The organism is Streptomyces lasiicapitis (genome assembly GCF_014646335.1).
GTDB lineage: Bacteria > Actinomycetota > Actinomycetes > Streptomycetales > Streptomycetaceae > Streptomyces > Streptomyces lasiicapitis.
The window spans coordinates 201,385-217,859 of record NZ_BMNG01000019.1; the positions used below are offsets into that span (position 1 = coordinate 201,385).

Annotated in this window: 17 protein-coding genes and 5 tRNA genes; 6 read left to right on the forward strand and 16 right to left on the reverse strand. The window is 69.7% G+C overall.

Annotated features, from left to right (window positions below):
* Nucleotides 1–158 precede the first annotated feature (158 nt).
* Nucleotides 159–392: an Lrp/AsnC family transcriptional regulator gene (locus IEY91_RS35510; RefSeq protein WP_016642988.1), complete on the forward strand. Its 234-nt coding sequence runs from the start codon at nt 159–161 to the stop codon at nt 390–392.
* A 20-nt stretch (nt 393–412) separates the two neighbouring features.
* Nucleotides 413–910, forward strand: coding sequence for a DUF3515 domain-containing protein (locus IEY91_RS35515; protein ID WP_164320156.1), 498 nt, complete (start codon nt 413–415; stop codon nt 908–910).
* A 38-nt stretch (nt 911–948) separates the two neighbouring features.
* On the opposite strand, the gene IEY91_RS35520 is transcribed toward IEY91_RS35515, so the two are convergent.
* The 3 genes from IEY91_RS35520 to IEY91_RS35530 are packed head-to-tail and all read right to left on the reverse strand — an operon-like array spanning nt 949 to nt 3,956.
* Nucleotides 949–2,094 (reverse strand): D-alanine--D-alanine ligase family protein, encoded by a 1,146-nt coding sequence (locus tag IEY91_RS35520; protein ID WP_164320158.1) that lies wholly within the window; start codon nt 2,092–2,094, stop codon nt 949–951.
* A gap of 60 nt (nt 2,095–2,154) precedes the next feature.
* Nucleotides 2,155–3,165, reverse strand: coding sequence for an NAD(P)H-dependent glycerol-3-phosphate dehydrogenase (locus tag IEY91_RS35525; protein ID WP_164320161.1), 1,011 nt, complete (start codon nt 3,163–3,165; stop codon nt 2,155–2,157).
* Nucleotides 3,162–3,956, reverse strand: coding sequence for a lysophospholipid acyltransferase family protein (locus IEY91_RS35530; protein WP_164320165.1), 795 nt, complete (start codon nt 3,954–3,956; stop codon nt 3,162–3,164). The genes IEY91_RS35525 and IEY91_RS35530 overlap by 4 nt, the downstream gene beginning before the upstream one ends.
* A 230-nt stretch (nt 3,957–4,186) precedes the next feature.
* On the opposite strand from IEY91_RS35530, the gene cofC reads away from it, so the two are divergent.
* Both cofC and IEY91_RS35540 read left to right on the forward strand, forming a co-directional pair.
* Entirely contained in the window at nt 4,187–4,822 is a 636-nt protein-coding gene (gene cofC, locus IEY91_RS35535) for a 2-phospho-L-lactate guanylyltransferase (RefSeq protein ID WP_189177112.1), read from the forward strand.
* 13 nt (nt 4,823–4,835) lie between these two features.
* Nucleotides 4,836–5,039, forward strand: a complete 204-nt coding sequence (locus IEY91_RS35540) for a hypothetical protein (protein WP_189177113.1) — start codon at nt 4,836–4,838, stop codon at nt 5,037–5,039.
* A 110-nt stretch (nt 5,040–5,149) separates the two neighbouring features.
* Here the strand turns inward: IEY91_RS35540 and IEY91_RS35545 are convergent, their stop codons facing one another.
* The 4 genes from IEY91_RS35545 to leuC form a co-directional block, all read right to left on the reverse strand.
* Nucleotides 5,150–5,827, reverse strand: a complete 678-nt coding sequence (locus tag IEY91_RS35545) for an HU family DNA-binding protein (RefSeq protein WP_164320175.1) — start codon at nt 5,825–5,827, stop codon at nt 5,150–5,152.
* A 161-nt stretch (nt 5,828–5,988) separates the two neighbouring features.
* Complete coding sequence (locus IEY91_RS35550; protein WP_164320178.1) at nt 5,989–6,225, reverse strand: SCO5555 family protein; 237 nt, start codon at nt 6,223–6,225, stop codon at nt 5,989–5,991.
* 275 nt (nt 6,226–6,500) lie between these two features.
* On the reverse strand, nt 6,501–7,097 hold the full coding sequence (leuD, locus tag IEY91_RS35555; RefSeq protein WP_189177114.1) for a 3-isopropylmalate dehydratase small subunit: 597 nt from the start codon (nt 7,095–7,097) through the stop codon (nt 6,501–6,503).
* 6 nt (nt 7,098–7,103) lie between these two features.
* Complete coding sequence (gene leuC / locus IEY91_RS35560; protein WP_189177115.1) at nt 7,104–8,528, reverse strand: 3-isopropylmalate dehydratase large subunit; 1,425 nt, start codon at nt 8,526–8,528, stop codon at nt 7,104–7,106.
* Between the two features lie 189 nt (nt 8,529–8,717).
* On the opposite strand from leuC, the gene ndgR reads away from it, so the two are divergent.
* Nucleotides 8,718–9,434, forward strand: a complete 717-nt coding sequence (ndgR, locus tag IEY91_RS35565; protein WP_010984119.1) for an IclR family transcriptional regulator NdgR — start codon at nt 8,718–8,720, stop codon at nt 9,432–9,434.
* Between the two features lie 176 nt (nt 9,435–9,610).
* Here the strand turns inward: ndgR and IEY91_RS35570 are convergent.
* From IEY91_RS35570 to IEY91_RS35610, 9 genes are all read right to left on the reverse strand, one after another.
* A tRNA-Glu gene (locus IEY91_RS35570) sits at nt 9,611–9,683 on the reverse strand.
* Between the two features lie 23 nt (nt 9,684–9,706).
* A tRNA-Gln gene (locus IEY91_RS35575) sits at nt 9,707–9,778 on the reverse strand.
* A gap of 24 nt (nt 9,779–9,802) precedes the next feature.
* A tRNA-Glu gene (locus tag IEY91_RS35580) sits at nt 9,803–9,875 on the reverse strand.
* A gap of 62 nt (nt 9,876–9,937) precedes the next feature.
* Nucleotides 9,938–10,010: transfer RNA gene (locus tag IEY91_RS35585), tRNA-Glu, on the reverse strand.
* Nucleotides 10,011–10,052: 42 nt separating this feature from the next.
* Nucleotides 10,053–10,124, reverse strand: a tRNA-Gln gene (locus IEY91_RS35590).
* Nucleotides 10,125–10,211: 87 nt separating this feature from the next.
* The gene (locus tag IEY91_RS35595) at nt 10,212–10,937 is read right to left on the reverse strand and encodes an HAD family hydrolase (RefSeq protein WP_189177127.1); all 726 of its coding nucleotides are present in this window, start codon (nt 10,935–10,937) and stop codon (nt 10,212–10,214) included.
* Between the two features lie 118 nt (nt 10,938–11,055).
* Nucleotides 11,056–12,534 (reverse strand): glutamate--tRNA ligase, encoded by a 1,479-nt coding sequence (gltX, locus tag IEY91_RS35600; protein ID WP_164320194.1) that lies wholly within the window; start codon nt 12,532–12,534, stop codon nt 11,056–11,058.
* Nucleotides 12,527–13,342 carry a fumarylacetoacetate hydrolase family protein gene (locus tag IEY91_RS35605; protein WP_164320197.1) on the reverse strand — a complete coding sequence of 272 codons (816 nt, stop codon included), beginning with the start codon at nt 13,340–13,342 and terminating at the stop codon, nt 12,527–12,529. The genes gltX and IEY91_RS35605 overlap by 8 nt, the downstream gene beginning before the upstream one ends.
* Nucleotides 13,343–13,476: 134 nt before the next feature.
* A complete protein-coding gene (locus tag IEY91_RS35610; RefSeq protein ID WP_189177116.1) occupies nt 13,477–13,647 on the reverse strand; it encodes a hypothetical protein in 171 nt (56 codons plus the stop codon).
* 572 nt (nt 13,648–14,219) lie between these two features.
* On the opposite strand from IEY91_RS35610, the gene IEY91_RS35615 reads away from it, so the two are divergent.
* Nucleotides 14,220–16,475: sensor histidine kinase (locus tag IEY91_RS35615; RefSeq protein WP_189177117.1), on the forward strand; the 2,256-nt coding region annotated here is incomplete at its 3' end.

The window sequence follows — 16,475 nt, forward strand, 5'->3', positions numbered from 1 at the left end:
ACGGTCGACGTGACCGTCAACCTCTGTTGTCCGTCTCTCTGCCCGTACGCCGCGATGTGCGCGCCACAGCTCCCCCGGGTCTCCCCGTGGCGAGCGACGACGCGGTACCGTGGCGTCCCTTCTCCCCACATGATCCTCGTGGCCGCCCTGGAGGTTCCGTGGTACAGGCGTACATCCTGATCCAGACCGAGGTCGGCAAGGCGTCGACCGTCGCCGAGCTGATCGGCAAGATCCCGGGAGTGATCCAGGCCGAGGACGTGACCGGTCCCTACGATGTCATCGTGCGCGCGCAGGCGGACACGGTCGACGAACTCGGCCGCATGGTGGTCGCCAAGGTCCAGCAAGTGGACGGCATCACCAGAACCCTGACCTGCCCGGTCGTGCACTTGTAGCCCCCGTCTACCCTGGCCCGGTGAACTTCCCCCGTCTCCGGCGCCGCTGTCTCATCGGCACATCCGCTCTCGCACTGCTGATCGCGACAGCGGCCTGCTCATCAACGGACGACGAGGGGTCGGTGGTGGTTCCGTCCCCGGCCGCGAAGGCCGCGGGACTCTGCCGGGATCTGCACAAGCAGCTCCCTGAGAAGGTCGACGGTCGTGGGCGCACCGACCCCGGGCCCAAGTCGGACTTGACCGCCGGGTGGGGAGACCCGGCGATCATACTGCGCTGCGGCGTGGAGCGGCCCCCGGAGATGCTCGACCCCGATGTGGCCAAGTCGGACGGCGTGAAGGTGAACGGCGTCGCCTGGCTGCTGCAGAAACGCGACGACGGCAGCTACGTCTTCACCACCGGGCTGCGCCTCGCCTACGTAGAGGTGACCCTGCCGAAGGAGCGGACGGGGGACGGCCTCGGCCCGCTCACGGACTTCGCCGCCCCCATCAAGAAGACCATCCCCAAGGGCGTGGCCTAGCCCCGCACCCCGAAAGGGGCACGGGGAGGCGCCGCGCGCTAGCGCAGCCCGGTGGACCTGTTGAGCGCCGCCTGGATGAGGCGGTCCACCAGCTCCGCGTAACCCACGCCGCTCTTCTCCCACATCTGCGGGTACATGGAGATCGGCGTGAAGCCCGGCATGGTGTTGATCTCATTGATGACGAACCGGCCGTCCTCGGTGAGGAAGAAGTCCGCGCGCACCAGGCCCTCGCAGGAGGCGGCCTCGAAGGCCTCGACCGCGAGCCGCTGCACCTCGGCGGTCTCCTCGGGCGTCAGCGGGGCGGGCACGAGGCCGGGCGTCGAGTCGATGTACTTCGCCTCGAAGTCGTAGTAGTCGTGCGCCTGCACGGGCGGGATCTCGGCGGGCACGCTCGCGCGGGGGCCGTCCTCGAACTCCAGGACGCCGCACTCGATCTCGCGGCCGCGAAGGAGCGCCTCGACGATGATCTTCGGGTCGTGCCGCTGGGCCTCCGCGATGGCCTCGTCGAGGCCGTCGAAGGAGTCGACCTTGGTGATGCCGATCGAAGAGCCCGCGCGCGCGGGCTTGATGAACAGCGGCCAGCCGTGCTCGCCCGCGAAGTCCGCGACGCGCTGCCGGGCGCTCTTCTCCTCGCGCTGCCACTCGCGGGGCCGGATCACCAGGTACGGGCCGACGGGCAGCCCGAAGGAGGTGAAGACCCGCTTCATGTACTCCTTGTCCTGGCCGACGGCCGAGGCGAGCACGCCCGCGCCCACGTACGGCACGCCGGACAGCTCCAGGAGCCCCTGGAGGGTGCCGTCCTCGCCGTACGGGCCGTGCAGCATCGGGAAGACCACGTCGACCTCGCCGAGCGCCTTGGGCACGGCGCCGGGCTCGCTGTAGACGACCTCGCGGTTGCCGGGGTCGACGGGCAGGACGACGCCGCCGTCGGCGGACTCGGCGAGCTCGGTGACGCTCGGGACCTTGCGGTCGGTGATGGCCATGCGGTCCGGCTCGTCGGCCGTCAGCGCCCAGCGCCCGTCCGTCGTGATGCCGATCGGCAGCACGTCGTACTTGCTGCGGTCGATGGCACGCAGCACGGCACCGGCGGTGACGACGGAGATGCCGTGCTCCGAGCTGCGGCCGCCGAACACGACGGCGACACGCGGCTTACGGGGGCTCTGGGGGAGGTTCTCGCTGCTCATATCGCGTTGAGCGTACCCGCTGCCTCCAGCGGAGTCAGTGTGCCGCCCGTGACCAGCGGGTCAGCGGCGTTCCGGCTTGGCGCTGCGCGACATCAGCTCCTTGAGGGCGACCACAGGCGGCGTGCCCTCGTGCACGATGCCCACGACCGTCTCGGTGATCGGCATGTCGACGCCGTGCCTGCGGGCCAGATCGAGCACGGACTCGCAGGACTTGACGCCCTCCGCGGTCTGCTTGGTGACCGCGATGGTCTCCTGCAGGGTCATGCCCTTGCCGAGGTTGGTGCCGAAGGTGTGGTTGCGCGAGAGCGGCGAGGAGCAGGTGGCCACCAGGTCCCCGAGGCCCGCGAGGCCGGAGAAGGTGAGCGGGTCCGCGCCCATGGCGAGGCCGAGCCGGGTGGTCTCGGCGAGCCCGCGCGTGATGAGCGAGCCCTTGGTGTTGTCGCCGAGCCCCATGCCGTCCGCGATGCCGACGGCGAGCCCGATGACGTTCTTCACGGCGCCGCCGAGCTCGCAGCCGACGACGTCGGTGTTCGTGTACGGCCGGAAGTACGGGGTGTGGCAGGCGGCCTGGAGGCGCTGGGCGACCGTTTCGTCGGTGCAGGCGACCACGGAGGCGGCGGGCTGGCGGGCGGCGATCTCCCGGGCCAGGTTGGGCCCGGTGACGACGGCGATCCGCTCGGCGGGCGCCTTGGTGACGTCCTCGATGACCTCGCTCATGCGCATGGCGGAGCCCAGCTCGACGCCCTTCATCAGCGAGACGAGCACCGTGTCGGGGGCGAGCAGCGGCGCCCACGCGGCGAGGTTGCCGCGCAGTGTCTGCGAGGGCACGGCGAGCACGGTGAAGTCGGCGCCGGCCGCGGCCTCGGCGGGGTCGGTGGTGGCGGTCAGGTTCCGCGGCAGCTCGACGCCCGGCAGGTAGTCCGGGTTGGTGTGGGTGGAGTTGACCGCGTCGGCGAGTTCGGCGCGGCGGGCCCACAGGGTGACGTCGCAGCCGGCGTCGGCGAGGACCATCCCGAAGGCCGTCCCCCACGAGCCGGTTCCGAAGACGGCGGCCTTCAGGGATCGGGTCACTTGCTCTCCTCCGAACTGCCTTGCTCCGTACGGCTGCTGACGCCTTCGGCGGCGCCGGTCTCCTTGGCCTTGCGGCGCTGCGCGAGACGTACCTCACGCGGGTCGTAACGCTTCTGCGGGGCCTGCTCGCCGCGCAGTTCCGCGAGCAGCTCGGTGATGGCCGCCATGATGGCCTCGGTGGCCTCCTTCAGGAGGTCCGGGGTCATCTCCTTGTCGTAGAAGCGCTGCAGGTCCACCGGCTCGCCGACGAGCACGTGGTGCGTCTTGCGGGGCAGGATGTCGGGCTTCTTCGCGTACGGCGGCAGCACGTGGTTGGCGCCCCACTGGGCGACGGGCACGACCGGGCACTTGGTCTGCAGCGCGACGCGCGCGACACCCGTCTTGGCCGTCATGGGCCACAGGTCCGGGTCGCGGGTGAGGGTGCCCTCGGGGTAGAACGCCACGCATTCGCCGCGCTCGACGGCCTCGATGGCGGCCCGGAAGGCGCTCAGCGCATTGGTGGTCTCGCGGTAGACCGGGATCTGTCCGGTGCCTCGCATGAACGCCCCGACGAAGCCCTTCTTGAAGAGCCCGTCCTTGGCGAGGAATCGCGGGACCCGACCGGTGTTGTACTGAAAGTGGGCGTACGCGAGCGGGTCGAGATGCGAATTGTGGTTCACGGCGGTGATAAAACCGCCGTCGGCCGGAATGTTCTCCATTCCCCGCCAGTCCCGCTTGATCAGAACCACCAGCGGCGGTTTAGCGATGACCGCCGCCAGGCGGTACCAGAAGCCGATTCTGCGGCGGGACACTCGGACACCTTCCTCCATGAGCCTGGTCGGCCGCACAAGTGTCGCCCCGGGCTGCCGTCCTGTCGAGAACACCGTACGCCCACCCGTCCGCCCTCCCCCCTTCACGCCCCTGCGCGCCCCTCCCCGCCCCGAATTCGCGCGCCGTACCGGCGTCCGGCCGCGCACCCCGGCCCGCCGCCGTCTTTTTCCCGCAGGTCACAATGGGCCCGACGCGAAGGACGGAGCCCGGTGTGCAGTGGACCCTGGTGATACCGCTCAAGCCCCTCGAGCGGGCCAAGAGCCGCCTCGCGCCCGCCGCGGGCGACGGCCTGCGGCCCGCGCTGGCCCTGGCGTTCGCGCAGGACACGGTGGCCGCGGCGGTGGGCTGCCCGTCGGTGCGGAATGTGGTGGTCGTCACGGACGACGCCCGGGCGGGCCGCGAACTGGCCGCGCTCGGCGCCCGCGTCGTCCCGGACGCCCCCGCGGACGGGCTCAACGCCGCTCTGGCGTACGCGGCGGACCAGGTGCGCGCCGCGCGCCCCCAGGCACCCGTGGCGGCTCTCAACGCCGATCTGCCCGCGTTGCGGTCCCATGAATTGGCCCGGGTCCTCGATGCCGCCGCCCAATTCCCCCGGGCCTTTCTCCCGGACACCGCCGAAATCGGCACGACCTTGCTCTCCGTGGGCCCCGGCACGGAATTGCGCCCCCAATTCGGCGCCGCGTCGCGCGCCCGCCACCTGGACTCCGGCGCCGCGGAACTGGGCCTTCACGGCGTCGGTTCCGTACGCCAGGACGTGGACACCGGCGAGGACCTGCGCGCCGCGCTCGCCCTCGGCGTGGGCCCGCACACGGCCACCGCCGCCGCGGGGCTGCTGATCCCGGACTGAGTACGCTGCCTCCATGCAGGCCACCGCGTACACGTACGACTCCGAAACCCGCACCGGCAGCGTCCTCCTCGACGACGGCACCCCCGTCCCGTTCGACGCCCCCGCCTTCGACGCGGGCGGCCTCCGCCTCCTGCGGCCCGGCCAGCGCGTACGCATCGAGGTGACCGGCGAGGCCGAGCGGCGCCGCATCACGTTGGTGACCCTGCAGACGTTCTAGCGGCGATCCGGCGAGCCACAGCCCCCGGGCCGCCCCGCAGGGCCCCACGCACGCCGCGGGCCGGGCTCCCCCGAGGGGAGCCCGGCCCGGCGCGTGAGTGCCCTGTGCCCTTACTTCTTGCGGGCGGTGGCCTTCTTGGCGGTCGTCTTGCGCGCCGTGGACTTCTTGGCGGGCGCCTTCTTGGCGGTGGCCTTCTTGGCGGGAGCCTTCTTGGCCGCCGCCTTCTTGGCGGTGGTCTTCTTCGCCGTGGCCGCCTTGGCGGTCTTCTTGGCCGTGGTCTTCTTGGCCGTGGCCGTCTTCGCCGCCTTCTTGGCGGTGGTCTTCTTGGCCGTCGCCTTCTTGGCGGTGGTGGCCTTCTTCGCGACGGTCTTCTTGGCGGTGGTCTTCTTCGCCGCCGCCTTCTTGGCGGTGGTGGCCTTCTTGGCCGCCGCCTTCTTGACCGTCGCCGAAGCGCCGCCCGACAGGCTGCCCTTGGGCGCCTTCTTGACCGCCACGTCGTTCTTCGGGAGCTTCTTCGAGCCGCTCACCAGGTCCTTGAAGCCCTGACCCGCGCGGAAGCGGGGCACCGAGGTCTTCTTGACCCGGACGCGCTCCCCGGTCTGCGGGTTGCGGGCGTACCGGGCCGGACGGTCGACCTTCTCGAACGAGCCGAAACCAGTGACCGAAACACGGTCTCCGCTGACGACGGCACGGACGACGGCGTCCAGAACCGCGTCCACGGCGTCGGCGGCCTGCTGACGGCCACCGACCTTGTCGGCAATCGCTTCTACGAGCTGTGCCTTGTTCACGTCTTCCCCTTCGGAGACATTGCCTGAGCGAATGTGCCAGGCTTTTTCGCACGTTAGGCAGATATATACCGCAAATCAAACACGAAACGGGCTAATCACCCTTGTGCCGCAACGACCTGGACTCTCGAGGAGTTCCTCGAAGGCCCGTTGAGGCCTGCCGCTCAGCTGTCTTCAGGGATTCGGCCCTCGTCGGCTTCGTCGAGGGACGCCATCAATCGCTCCAGACGCCTTGCCGCATCGGCGAGATCGTGTTTGGCCGCGGCCGTAATGACCAGCAGCTTCCGGGTCAGCGCCATCCGTACGCCCTCCGGGACTTGCAGTGCGCGCACTCGGGAGTGCGCTTCCTTCAACTGGTCCGCCACGAGTCCGTAGAGCTCGAGTTGGTCGTCGCGTCCCATGCACCGATTGTGCCATCTGGGGCGAGTTGTCGCCTCCGCAGGGGGTAACTACCCACCTCCGGCGCCCATCTGAGGATACCCGCACCCACTGCGTGCAAGTGGATTTCCGGCCTCTTCTCCCCTTCAGATCAAGGCAGTTGAGACCACCCGTTCAGGTCATCGGGGGGCAAACGGGACCGGACACAGATGTACCCCCAACCGTCCACGGATGGGGGTACATCGGGTGCCGAGAAGCGGGATCGAGGGGCCGGGTTCGGCCACCCCGGTGAGTCGGCTCAGGCCGCCTGCACCGTGCGCGGCTTGTGGGCGGGGCGCCCGGACTCGTACGCCGAGATGTCCTGCTCGTTCTGGAGCGTGATGCTGATGTCGTCCAGGCCGTTCAGGAGCCGCCAGCGGGCGTTCTCGTCCAGCTCGAAGGCGGCCGTGACGCCGGGGGCGCGGACTTGGCGTTCGTGCAGGTCAACTGTGATCTCGGCCTGCGGGTCCGCGTCCGTCAGGGCCCACAGCTCGTCGACCGTGGACTGCTCCAGAACCACCGTGAGCAGGCCGTTCTTGAGCGAGTTGCCGCGGAAGATGTCGGCGAAGCGGGAGGAGATGACGGTCTTGAAGCCGTAGTTCTGGAGCGCCCAGACGGCGTGCTCGCGGGAGGACCCGGTGCCGAAGTCGGGGCCGGCGACCAGCACCGTGGCCCCCTGCCGCTCGGGCTTGTTGAGCACGAAGTCGGGGTCCTTGCGCCAGGCCTCGAAGAGCCCGTCCTCGAAACCGTCCCGGGTGACCTTCTTCAGCCAGTGGGCCGGGATGATCTGGTCGGTGTCGACGTTGCTGCGGCGCAGCGGTACGGCCCGGCCGGTGTGCGTGGTGAAGGCTTCCATGGCTGATCAGACTCCGGCGGTGGTGGGGGCGTCGGCGAGGTCGGCGGGCGAGGCGAGCAGGCCCGTGACCGCGGTGGCGGCGGCGACCTGCGGGGAGACCAGATGGGTGCGCCCGCCCTTGCCCTGCCGGCCCTCGAAGTTGCGGTTGGAGGTGGACGCGGAACGCTCGCCGGGGGCCAGTTGGTCGGGGTTCATGCCCAGGCACATCGAGCAGCCCGCGTGCCGCCATTCGGCGCCGGCCGCGATGAACACCTTGTCCAGGCCCTCCTCGACGGCCTGCAGGGCGACCCGCACCGAGCCGGGCACGACCAGCATCCGTACGCCGTCGGCGACTTTGCGCCCCTCGAGCACGGCGGCGGCCGATCGCAGGTCTTCGATACGGCCGTTGGTGCACGAGCCTACGAAGACGGTGTCCACCTTGATGTCGCGCAGCCGCTGTCCGGCGCTCAACCCCATGTATTCCAGGGCCTTTTCGGCGGCGAGCCGCTCCGAAGCGTCCTCGTACGAAGCCGGGTCGGGGACGTTGGCCGACAGGGGCAGGCCCTGGCCCGGGTTGGTGCCCCAGGTGACGAACGGCGACAGGGCGGCGGCGTCGATGTAGACCTCGGCGTCGAAGACCGCGTCGTCGTCGGTGCGCAGCGTCTTCCAGTACGCGACGGCCTCGTCCCAGTCCGCGCCCTGCGGGGCGTGCGCGCGGTCCTTGATGTACGCGAAGGTCGTCTCGTCCGGGGCGATCATGCCCGCGCGGGCGCCGGCCTCGATCGACATGTTGCAGATGGTCATGCGGGCTTCCATCGAGAGCTTCTCGATGGCCGGGCCGCGGTACTCCAGGATGTAGCCCTGGCCACCGCCGGTGCCGATCTTGGCGATGATGGCGAGGATCAGGTCCTTGGCGGTGACGCCGTCGGGCAGTTCGCCGTCGATGGTGATGGCCATGGTCTTCGGGCGGGCCAGGGGCAGCGTCTGGGTGGCGAGCACGTGCTCGACCTGCGAGGTGCCGATGCCGAAGGCCAGCGCGCCGAAGGCGCCGTGCGTGGAGGTGTGGGAGTCGCCGCACACCACGGTCGTGCCCGGCTGGGTCAGTCCCAGCTGCGGTCCCACTACGTGGACGACGCCCTGTTCGACGTCGCCCAGGGGGTGCAGCCGGACGCCGAACTCGGCGCAGTTCTTGCGCAGCGTCTCCAGCTGGGCCCGGGAGACCGGGTCCGCGATGGGCTTGTCGATGTCGAGGGTCGGGGTGTTGTGATCCTCGGTGGCGATGGTGAGATCGAGGCGCCGTACCTGGCGGCCGGCCTGCCGGAGGCCGTCGAAGGCCTGGGGGCTGGTCACCTCGTGCAGCAGGTGCAGATCGATGAAGAGGAGGTCGGGCTCGCCTTCTGCGCGCCGGACGACGTGGTCGTCCCAGACCTTCTCCGCGAGAGTCCTACCCATCGCTTTCCCTCCGACCGGCGTCGTGCGCCGGCCCAACTAGAGAATCAGTTCGCCGACGCCGTACCCCTCGTGACTTCCGTATCGGTCGTCGGCCGCGCGTCCGTTGGTCCGCGGACCGCTCCTACAGAGTGGCGGGTTCCCGGAGATTTTGAACTTGCGTTTCACAGAGTGAGACGCGAGTATCGTTTCATGGACAACTCTAGCGGCGTCGGCGTTCTCGACAAGGCAGCCCTTGTCTTGAGCGCCCTGGAGTCCGGTCCCGCCACCCTTGCCGGGTTGGTCGCGGCCACCGGGCTGGCACGACCCACGGCCCATCGTCTGGCCGTGGCTCTGGAACACCACCGGATGGTGGCGCGGGACATGCAGGGCCGGTTCATTCTGGGCCCGCGCCTGGCCGAGCTGGCCGCGGCGGCGGGCGAGGACCGGCTGCTCGCGACGGCGGGGCCGGTGCTCACGCATTTGCGGGACGTGACGGGCGAGAGCGCGCAGCTGTATCGGCGGCAGGGCGACATGCGCATCTGCGTGGCCGCCGCCGAGCGGCTCTCGGGTCTGCGGGACACGGTTCCCGTGGGTTCGACGCTCACGATGAAGGCGGGCTCTTCGGCGCAGATCCTGATGGCCTGGGAGGAGCCCGAGCGGCTGCACCGCGGCCTGCAGGGCGCGCGCTTCACGGCGACGGCGCTTTCGGGGGTACGCCGCCGTGGCTGGGCGCAGTCGATCGGTGAGCGCGAGCCGGGGGTGGCGTCGGTGTCGGCGCCGGTGCGCGGCCCGTCGAACCGCGTGGTGGCGGCCGTCTCGGTCTCCGGACCGATCGAGCGTCTGACGCGCCACCCGGGCCGGATGCACGCCCAGGCGGTCATCGACGCCGCCGGCCGCCTCTCCGAGGCGCTGCGCCGCACCGGCTGACACCTGCGCGCGGTGCCTGCGCGCCGCGCCTGTTGACGTTCCGCGCTTCCCCACTCCCGGCCCGTGGCTCCAACGCCGCAGCGGCGGGCCGGAGTTGGGGGCGCCTCACGTCACGTACGCGACGTACTGAACACGCGAAGAAGCCCTCCCCTGCCGGGGAGGGCTTCTTCGTTGCGTACCCCCGACCGGATTCGAACCGGCGCTACCGCCTTGAGAGGGCGGCGTGCTAGGCCGCTACACAACGGGGGCTTGCTCGTACTGCTGTTACTGCGCTGGGCTACCAGGACTCGAACCTAGAACAAAGGAACCAGAAACCTTCGTGTTGCCAATTACACCATAGCCCACTGGTGGTCTAGACCAGACCACAGTACCCCCGACCGGATTCGAACCGGCGCTACCGCCTTGAGAGGGCGGCGTGCTAGGCCGCTACACAACGGGGGCCCTAGCGATCCTGCATTGAGGTCAGTGGGTGCGACCCGAACTGTCCTCACGGGAAGGATCTGTACCCCCGACCGGATTCGAACCGGCGCTACTGCCTTGAGAGGGCAGCGTGCTAGGCCGCTACACAACGGGGGCTTTGCGAATCAATGATCCGCAGTTGCAGATGAGCTCTGCGAGCTGGCCTACCAGGACTCGAACCTAGACTAACGGAACCAGAAACCGTCGTGCTGCCAATTACACCATAGGCCATCAAAGCGCAACCCCCTATGGGGGTTTTGCTTGACTTGCGCTTCCCGGCCGGACCTTTCGGCCCTCTCGGGCGGCGCAGGAAGAACATTACCCGAAGGTGGACGGCGCTCCAAAACGGGTATCGGCCCGCAACAGCGCGGGAAGCTCGGTGAGAGCGGCGATGCGGTGGATGCCCGACGGGCCTTCCTGCGCCGAGCCGTTGCGGTCGAGCCAGATGCCGAGCAGGCCCGCGTCGCGGGCTCCGCGCGCGTCGATCTCCGGCTGGTCGCCGACGTACGCGATCTCCGCCGGCGCGAGGCCGAGCTCCTCGCAGACGGCGTGGAACGCCTCCGCCGCGGGCTTGGAAACGCCCAGGTCGGCGGCGCACAGGAGGGCCTCGAAGCGGTCGCGCACACCGAGGGTGCGGAGCTTGTGGTCCTGCACGGCGTGGGCGGAGTTGGACAGGACCGCGTGCCGGTAGCGGTCGGCGAGCGCGTCCAGGGTCGGGACGGTGTCCGGGAAGAGGGTCCAGGCGGCTTCGTAGTGCGTGCGGTAGCGGGCGAACCAGGCGTCGGCCTCGGTGTCGTCGAGCGCGGCGCCCACGAAGTCGCGTACGCGGTCGCGGCGCTGCGTCTCGAAGTCGACCTCGCCGGCGCCGAAGCGGGCCCAGTGGCGCTCGGTGGTCTGCTTCCACAGCGTGAGGGCCTCCGCGGCCGTGCCGTACCTGGCCAGGAGGTCCTCGGCGACGAGGTGGGCGCGGATGCCCTCGGTGTCGGCGTGCGCGTAGTCGAAGATCGTGTCGTCGATGTCCCAGACAACGGCTTTGATCGACACGGCTTCGAGCGGCACGGCTTCGAGCGGTCCGGCGTTGATCGGCATGCTTCGAACGTACGCGAAGGGCCCGGAGGCCATGGTGGCTTCCGGGCCCTTCGTACGTGACGTGCCTGCGCGGTTACGCGGTGAGCTTGGCCAGGGCCGCGTCGACGCGGGCCAGCGTGACGTCCTTGCCCAGGATCTCCAGGGACTCGAAGAGGGGCAGGCCGACCGTGCGGCCGGTGACGGCGACGCGGACGGGGGCCTGGGCCTTGCCGAGCTTGAGGCCGTGGGCCTCGCCGGCGGCCAGGACGGCCTCCTTCAGGGACTCCGCGCTGGACCAGTCGGCCGCGGCGAGCTTCTCGCGGGCCGTGCGGAGCAGGGCGTCGCTGCCCTCCTTCATGGCCTTCGTCCAGGACGCCTCGTCGAAGACCGGCTCCGGCAGGAACAGGAAGTCGACGTTGTCCGTGATCTCGGAGAGGACCTTGATGCGGGTCTGCGCGTGCGGGGCGATCGCGTCCCACTTGTCCTGGTCGAAGCTCTCCGGCGCCCAGGGGGCGAAGGGGGCCTTGAGCCAGGGGGCGCAGCGCTCGGCGAAGTCCTTCACGTCGAGCAGGCGGATGTGGTCGGCGTTGATCGCCTCGCACTTCTTGAGGTCGAAGCGCGCCGGGTTGGGGTTCACGTCGGCCACGTCGAAGGCGGCGATCATCTCGTCCGCCGTGAAGATGTCCTGGTCGGCGGAGAGGGACCAGCCGAGCAGGGAGAGGTAGTTGAGCAGGCCCTCGGGGAGGAAACCGCGCTCCCTGTAGACGTTGAGGGAGGCCTGCGGGTCGCGCTTGGAGAGCTTCTTGTTGCCCTCGCCCATCACGTACGGCAGGTGGCCGAAGGCGGGGATCTCCTTGGCGACGCCCAGCTCGATCAGCGCCTTGTAGAGCGCGATCTGGCGCGGGGTGGAGGAGAGCAGGTCCTCGCCGCGCAGGACGTGGGTGATCTCCATGAGGGCGTCGTCGACCGGGTTGACCAGCGTGTAGAGGGGAGCGCCGTTCGCGCGGACGATGCCGTAGTCGGTGACGTTCTCCGCCTGGACGGTGATGTCGCCGCGGACCAGGTCCGTGAAGGTGGTCGCCTCGTCGGGCATCCGGAAGCGCACGATGTGGCTGCGGCCCTCGGCCTCGTACGCCTGCTTCTGCTCGGCGCTCAGGTCGCGGCAGTGGCCGTCGTACCCGGAGGGCTTTCCGGCGGCGCGGGCTGCCTCGCGACGCTGGTCGAGCTCTTCGGTGGTGCAGTAGCAGGGGTACGCGTAGCCGCCGGCGAGCAGCTTCTCGGCGATGTCGCGGTAGATGTCCATGCGCTGCGACTGCCGGTACGGCGCGTGCGGGCCGCCGACCTCGGGGCCCTCGTCCCAGTCGAAGCCCAGCCAGCGCATCGAGTCCAGGAGCTGCTCGTAGGACTCCTCGGAGTCACGAGCCGCGTCGGTGTCCTCGATGCGGAAGACCAGGGTGCCGCCGTGGTGCCGGGCGTAGGCCCAGTTGAACAGGGCGGTGCGGACCAGGCCCACGTGGGGGTTGCCGGTCGGGGAGGGACAGAAACGTACGCGTACGTTCGTCGCGTTAGCCACGCTTGATCACCTTGTTGGTGAGAGTGCCGATGCCTTCGATGGTGACGGCGACCTCGTCGCCGACGTTGAGCGGGCCGACCCCTGCCGGGGTGCCCGTGAGGACGACGTCGCCGGGGAGCAGCGTCATGGCCTCGGTGATGTGGACGATGAGGTCCTCGATGGGACGGATCATGTCCGCGGTGCGCCCGAGCTGGCGCTGCTCGCCGTTGACCGTGCACTGGATGGTGAGGTCGGCGGCGCGCGCCAGGTCGATGTCGGTCTCCACCCAGGGGCCGAGCGGGCACGCGCTGTCGAAGCCCTTGGCGCGCGCCCACTGCTTCTCGCGCTTCTGTACGTCGCGCGCGGTGACGTCGTTGGCGCAGGTGTAGCCGAGGATGACGTCGGCCACGCGCTCGCGCGGGACCTCGCGGCACATCCGGCCGATGACGACGGCCAGCTCGGCCTCGTAGTGCACCTCCTGGGAGAAGGAGGGGTACTCGATGGGGTCGCCGGGGCCGGTCACGGAGGTGGACGGCTTGAAGAAGGCGACCGGGGCGTCCGGACGGCCTTGATCGTCGACGAGGGCGTTACCGAGTTCCGCGACGTGCTCCGCGTAGTTGCGGCCGATGGCCACGACCTTGTTCGGCAGCACGGGCGGCAGGAGGCGGACCTTGTCGAGGGGGACCCGGGTGCCGGAGAGCTCGAAGTCCGCGAACGGGATGCCCTTGATGATGTTGAGGACGAGCCCTTCGGTGGATCCGGGGGGAGCTTCGCCCTCGACCGCGCCGAAGGCGACATTGCCGTCGATGGAGAATCTGGCGATGCGCAACGGGGCCCCTTGCGTTTGGGTGGAGTGTGTCGCCCCGAGTCTATGGGGCTTCGCCCCTTTCCCCCTGATCGCCGCTTCGCGGCTCGTCCTCAAGCGCCGGACGGGCTATTTCCTGCCGGGCGCCGCTCTTCGTCTTACGGCGCTTCCATCAGGACCGTGCGGCGGGGGTTGGCCGTCTGGGTGGGGAGGTCTACGGGGTGCTCCGGCTGGTCGGCCGCGGGCTGCACGTCTTCGGCGTCCTCGAGGTGCGCGAGGGTGGTGCGGCGGGGGTTGGCTATGTTGCGGAACATCAGCGTGGACTTCATCTGCCGTTCGGACCCTGTCGGTTGGGGCGTCCGTCGAGTGGACGCCGGTTGTCGGTTTCGCCATCCCTGTAAAGCGTCAGGCTAAACATTCAATTCCCGACCAAAGTCCAGAAGAGGCCATGATCTTCATGTGAGTTTGCTCACTGAGGAGCGGGCAAAAGGGTCAATTCCGGCTAGTGGTCCGCCCTTTGAAAACGGACATTGTCCACCTGAAGGCCTCATTCCGCTCCTGATCATGAAGACTGGGACACCCGCTACGACCGAGGTTCTCGTACGGAAACGTCCGTTATGGGCGACTTCACTTTCTACGTCTCGTAACGCGCCAATCACGTGCTGTCACGGAGTTCATGGCCTGGCCCACGGGCCTTGTTGGAGATCCTGCACTGTGCTGGAATTCCCGGGACCGCCGCGGGATCGAACCGGCGCACAGGGGCGCAACGCAGCGCCGAGTGGCGGCGGGAAGGGGGAGCAGCGCCGGTCTCACGACCACCAAGGGGTGCCTGGCGCCCCGAGACGCCGACACCGTCCCGCCGCCACGCGGCAGGACGCCTGGTCCAGAGGTTGCGACGCTAGTGCAGGGACGTTTCAAGAGGGATGGCAAGGGGTCTCCCCAGGCCCGCCAGGGCCGTGGGGAAGCCGCGCAGGAAGGCGCGCGCGGCGGAAGTGACCGCGGCTCCTCGGCCCAGCACGCCCAGAACCCGGGACAGGTGCAGTCCGGTGACGGCGGCGCGGGTGCCCCGGGCTCGGGCCCGGCCACGGGCGGAGCCCTGCCCAAGGGTTCCAAGACACCCCCGGGTCCCGGCCCGCGAATAGCCCTGCGCAACTGGCGCATCTCGACCCGTCTGGTCTCGCTCCTGGCACTGCCCGTCATCGCGGCGACCTCGCTGGGCGCCCTGCGTATCAACTCGTCGATGGACGAGATCGAGCAGCTCGACAACATGAAGCTGCTGACCGACATGACCAAGCAGGCCACCGACCTGGCCGCCGCGCTCCAGGAGGAGCGCGACCAGTCGGCGGGGCCGCTCGCGCACGGCGCGAAGGACACGGACTTCGTCGTCAAGGGCTCCCGGGAGAAGACGGACCGGGCCTACAAGAACTTCCTTCGGGGCACGCAGCAGCTGGACGACAGCGAGAGCGACAAGGGCCTCGTGGGTGTGCGGCAGAGCACCATCCAGATCACCCAGCAGCTCCAGAAGATCAGCGACGTACGCCGCAACGCGTACGCCGACGCCAAGTCGGTCTCGCAGACGGTCGACGCCTACAGCCAGCTCATCGAGCAGCTCCTCGCGCTCTCCGAGGACATGGCGCAGGCGACCAGCAACCCGGACATGATCCAGCGCACCCGCGCGCTCGCCGCGTTCTCCTCCGCCAAGGAGTACGCCTCCGTGCAGCGCGCCGTCATCGCGGCCGCGCTGCCCCCGAACAACCGCGAGTTCGGCAAGCTCTCCGAGACCGACCGCCGCTACGCGTTCTCCGCGCTCGACAAGGAGGGCTCGGAGCTCCAGTCCTTCAACCGGATCTACACCGGTGACCGCGAGGAGCTCCTGAAGCCCATCAGCGAGGGCAACTCCGCCATCCAGGCCGCCAACTCCTATGCCAAGCGCGTGCTTGAGCAGGAGGGCGGCATCAAGCTCCGCGGCAAGCGCTCCTACAAGGACTGGGTGGACTCCGACTCCACCAAGATCTCGGAGATGTCGAAGATCGAGCTGACGCTGCTCGACGAGATGGAGCAGAAGGCCCGTTCGCTCAGGAACGAGTCCGAGCAGCAGGCCATCCTCAACGGCGCGCTCATCCTGCTCGTCCTCGGCGTCTCGCTCGTCGGCGCCTTCGTCGTGGCCCGGTCCATGATCCGCTCGCTGCGCCGGCTCCAGGACACCGCCACCAAGGTCGCCCAGGACCGCCTGCCCGAGCTGGTCAAGCAGCTCTCCGAGTCCGACCCGCAGGACGTCGACACGTCCGTGGAGTCGGTCGGTGTGCACTCCCGGGACGAGATCGGCCAGGTGGCCGCGGCCTTCGACGACGTGCACCGCGAGGCCGTCCGCCTCGCCGCCGAGCAGGCCCTCCTGCGGGGCAACGTCAACGCGATGTTCACCAACCTCTCGCGCCGCTCCCAGGGCCTCATCCAGCGCCAGCTCTCGCTCATCTCCGAGCTGGAGTCCCGCGAGGCCGACCCCGACCAGCTCTCCTCGCTGTTCAAGCTCGACCACCTCGCGACCCGCATGCGCCGTAACGGCGAGAACCTCCTCGTCCTCGCCGGTGAGGAGCCGGGCCGCCGCTGGACCCGCCCCGTCCCCCTCGTCGACGTGCTGCGCGCCGCCGCGTCCGAGGTGGAGCAGTACGAGCGCATCGAGCTGTCCGCCGTGCCCTCGACCGAGGTCGCGGGACGCGTCGTCAACGACCTCGTGCACCTCCTCGCCGAGCTGCTCGAGAACGCGACCTCGTTCTCCTCGCCGCAGACCAAGGTCAAGGTGACCGGTCACGCGCTGCCCGACGGCCGCGTGCTCATCGAGATCCACGACACCGGCATCGGCCTCTCCCCCGAGGACCTCGCCGCGATCAACGAGCGGCTCGCCTCGCCGCCCACCGTGGACGTCTCGGTCTCCCGCCGCATGGGTCTGTTCGTGGTCGGCCGTCTGTCGCAGCGACACGGCATCCGCATCCAGCTCCGCCCCTCCGACTCCGGTGGCACGACCGCGCTGGTCATGCTGCCCGTCGACGTCGCCCAGGGCGGCAAGAAGGCTCCGAGCAAGCCGGGCGCGCCCGCCCCGACCGGCGGTCCCGCCGCGGCGCAGGCCGCAGCGGGTGCCGCGGCCGCGCGGCGCGGCGGC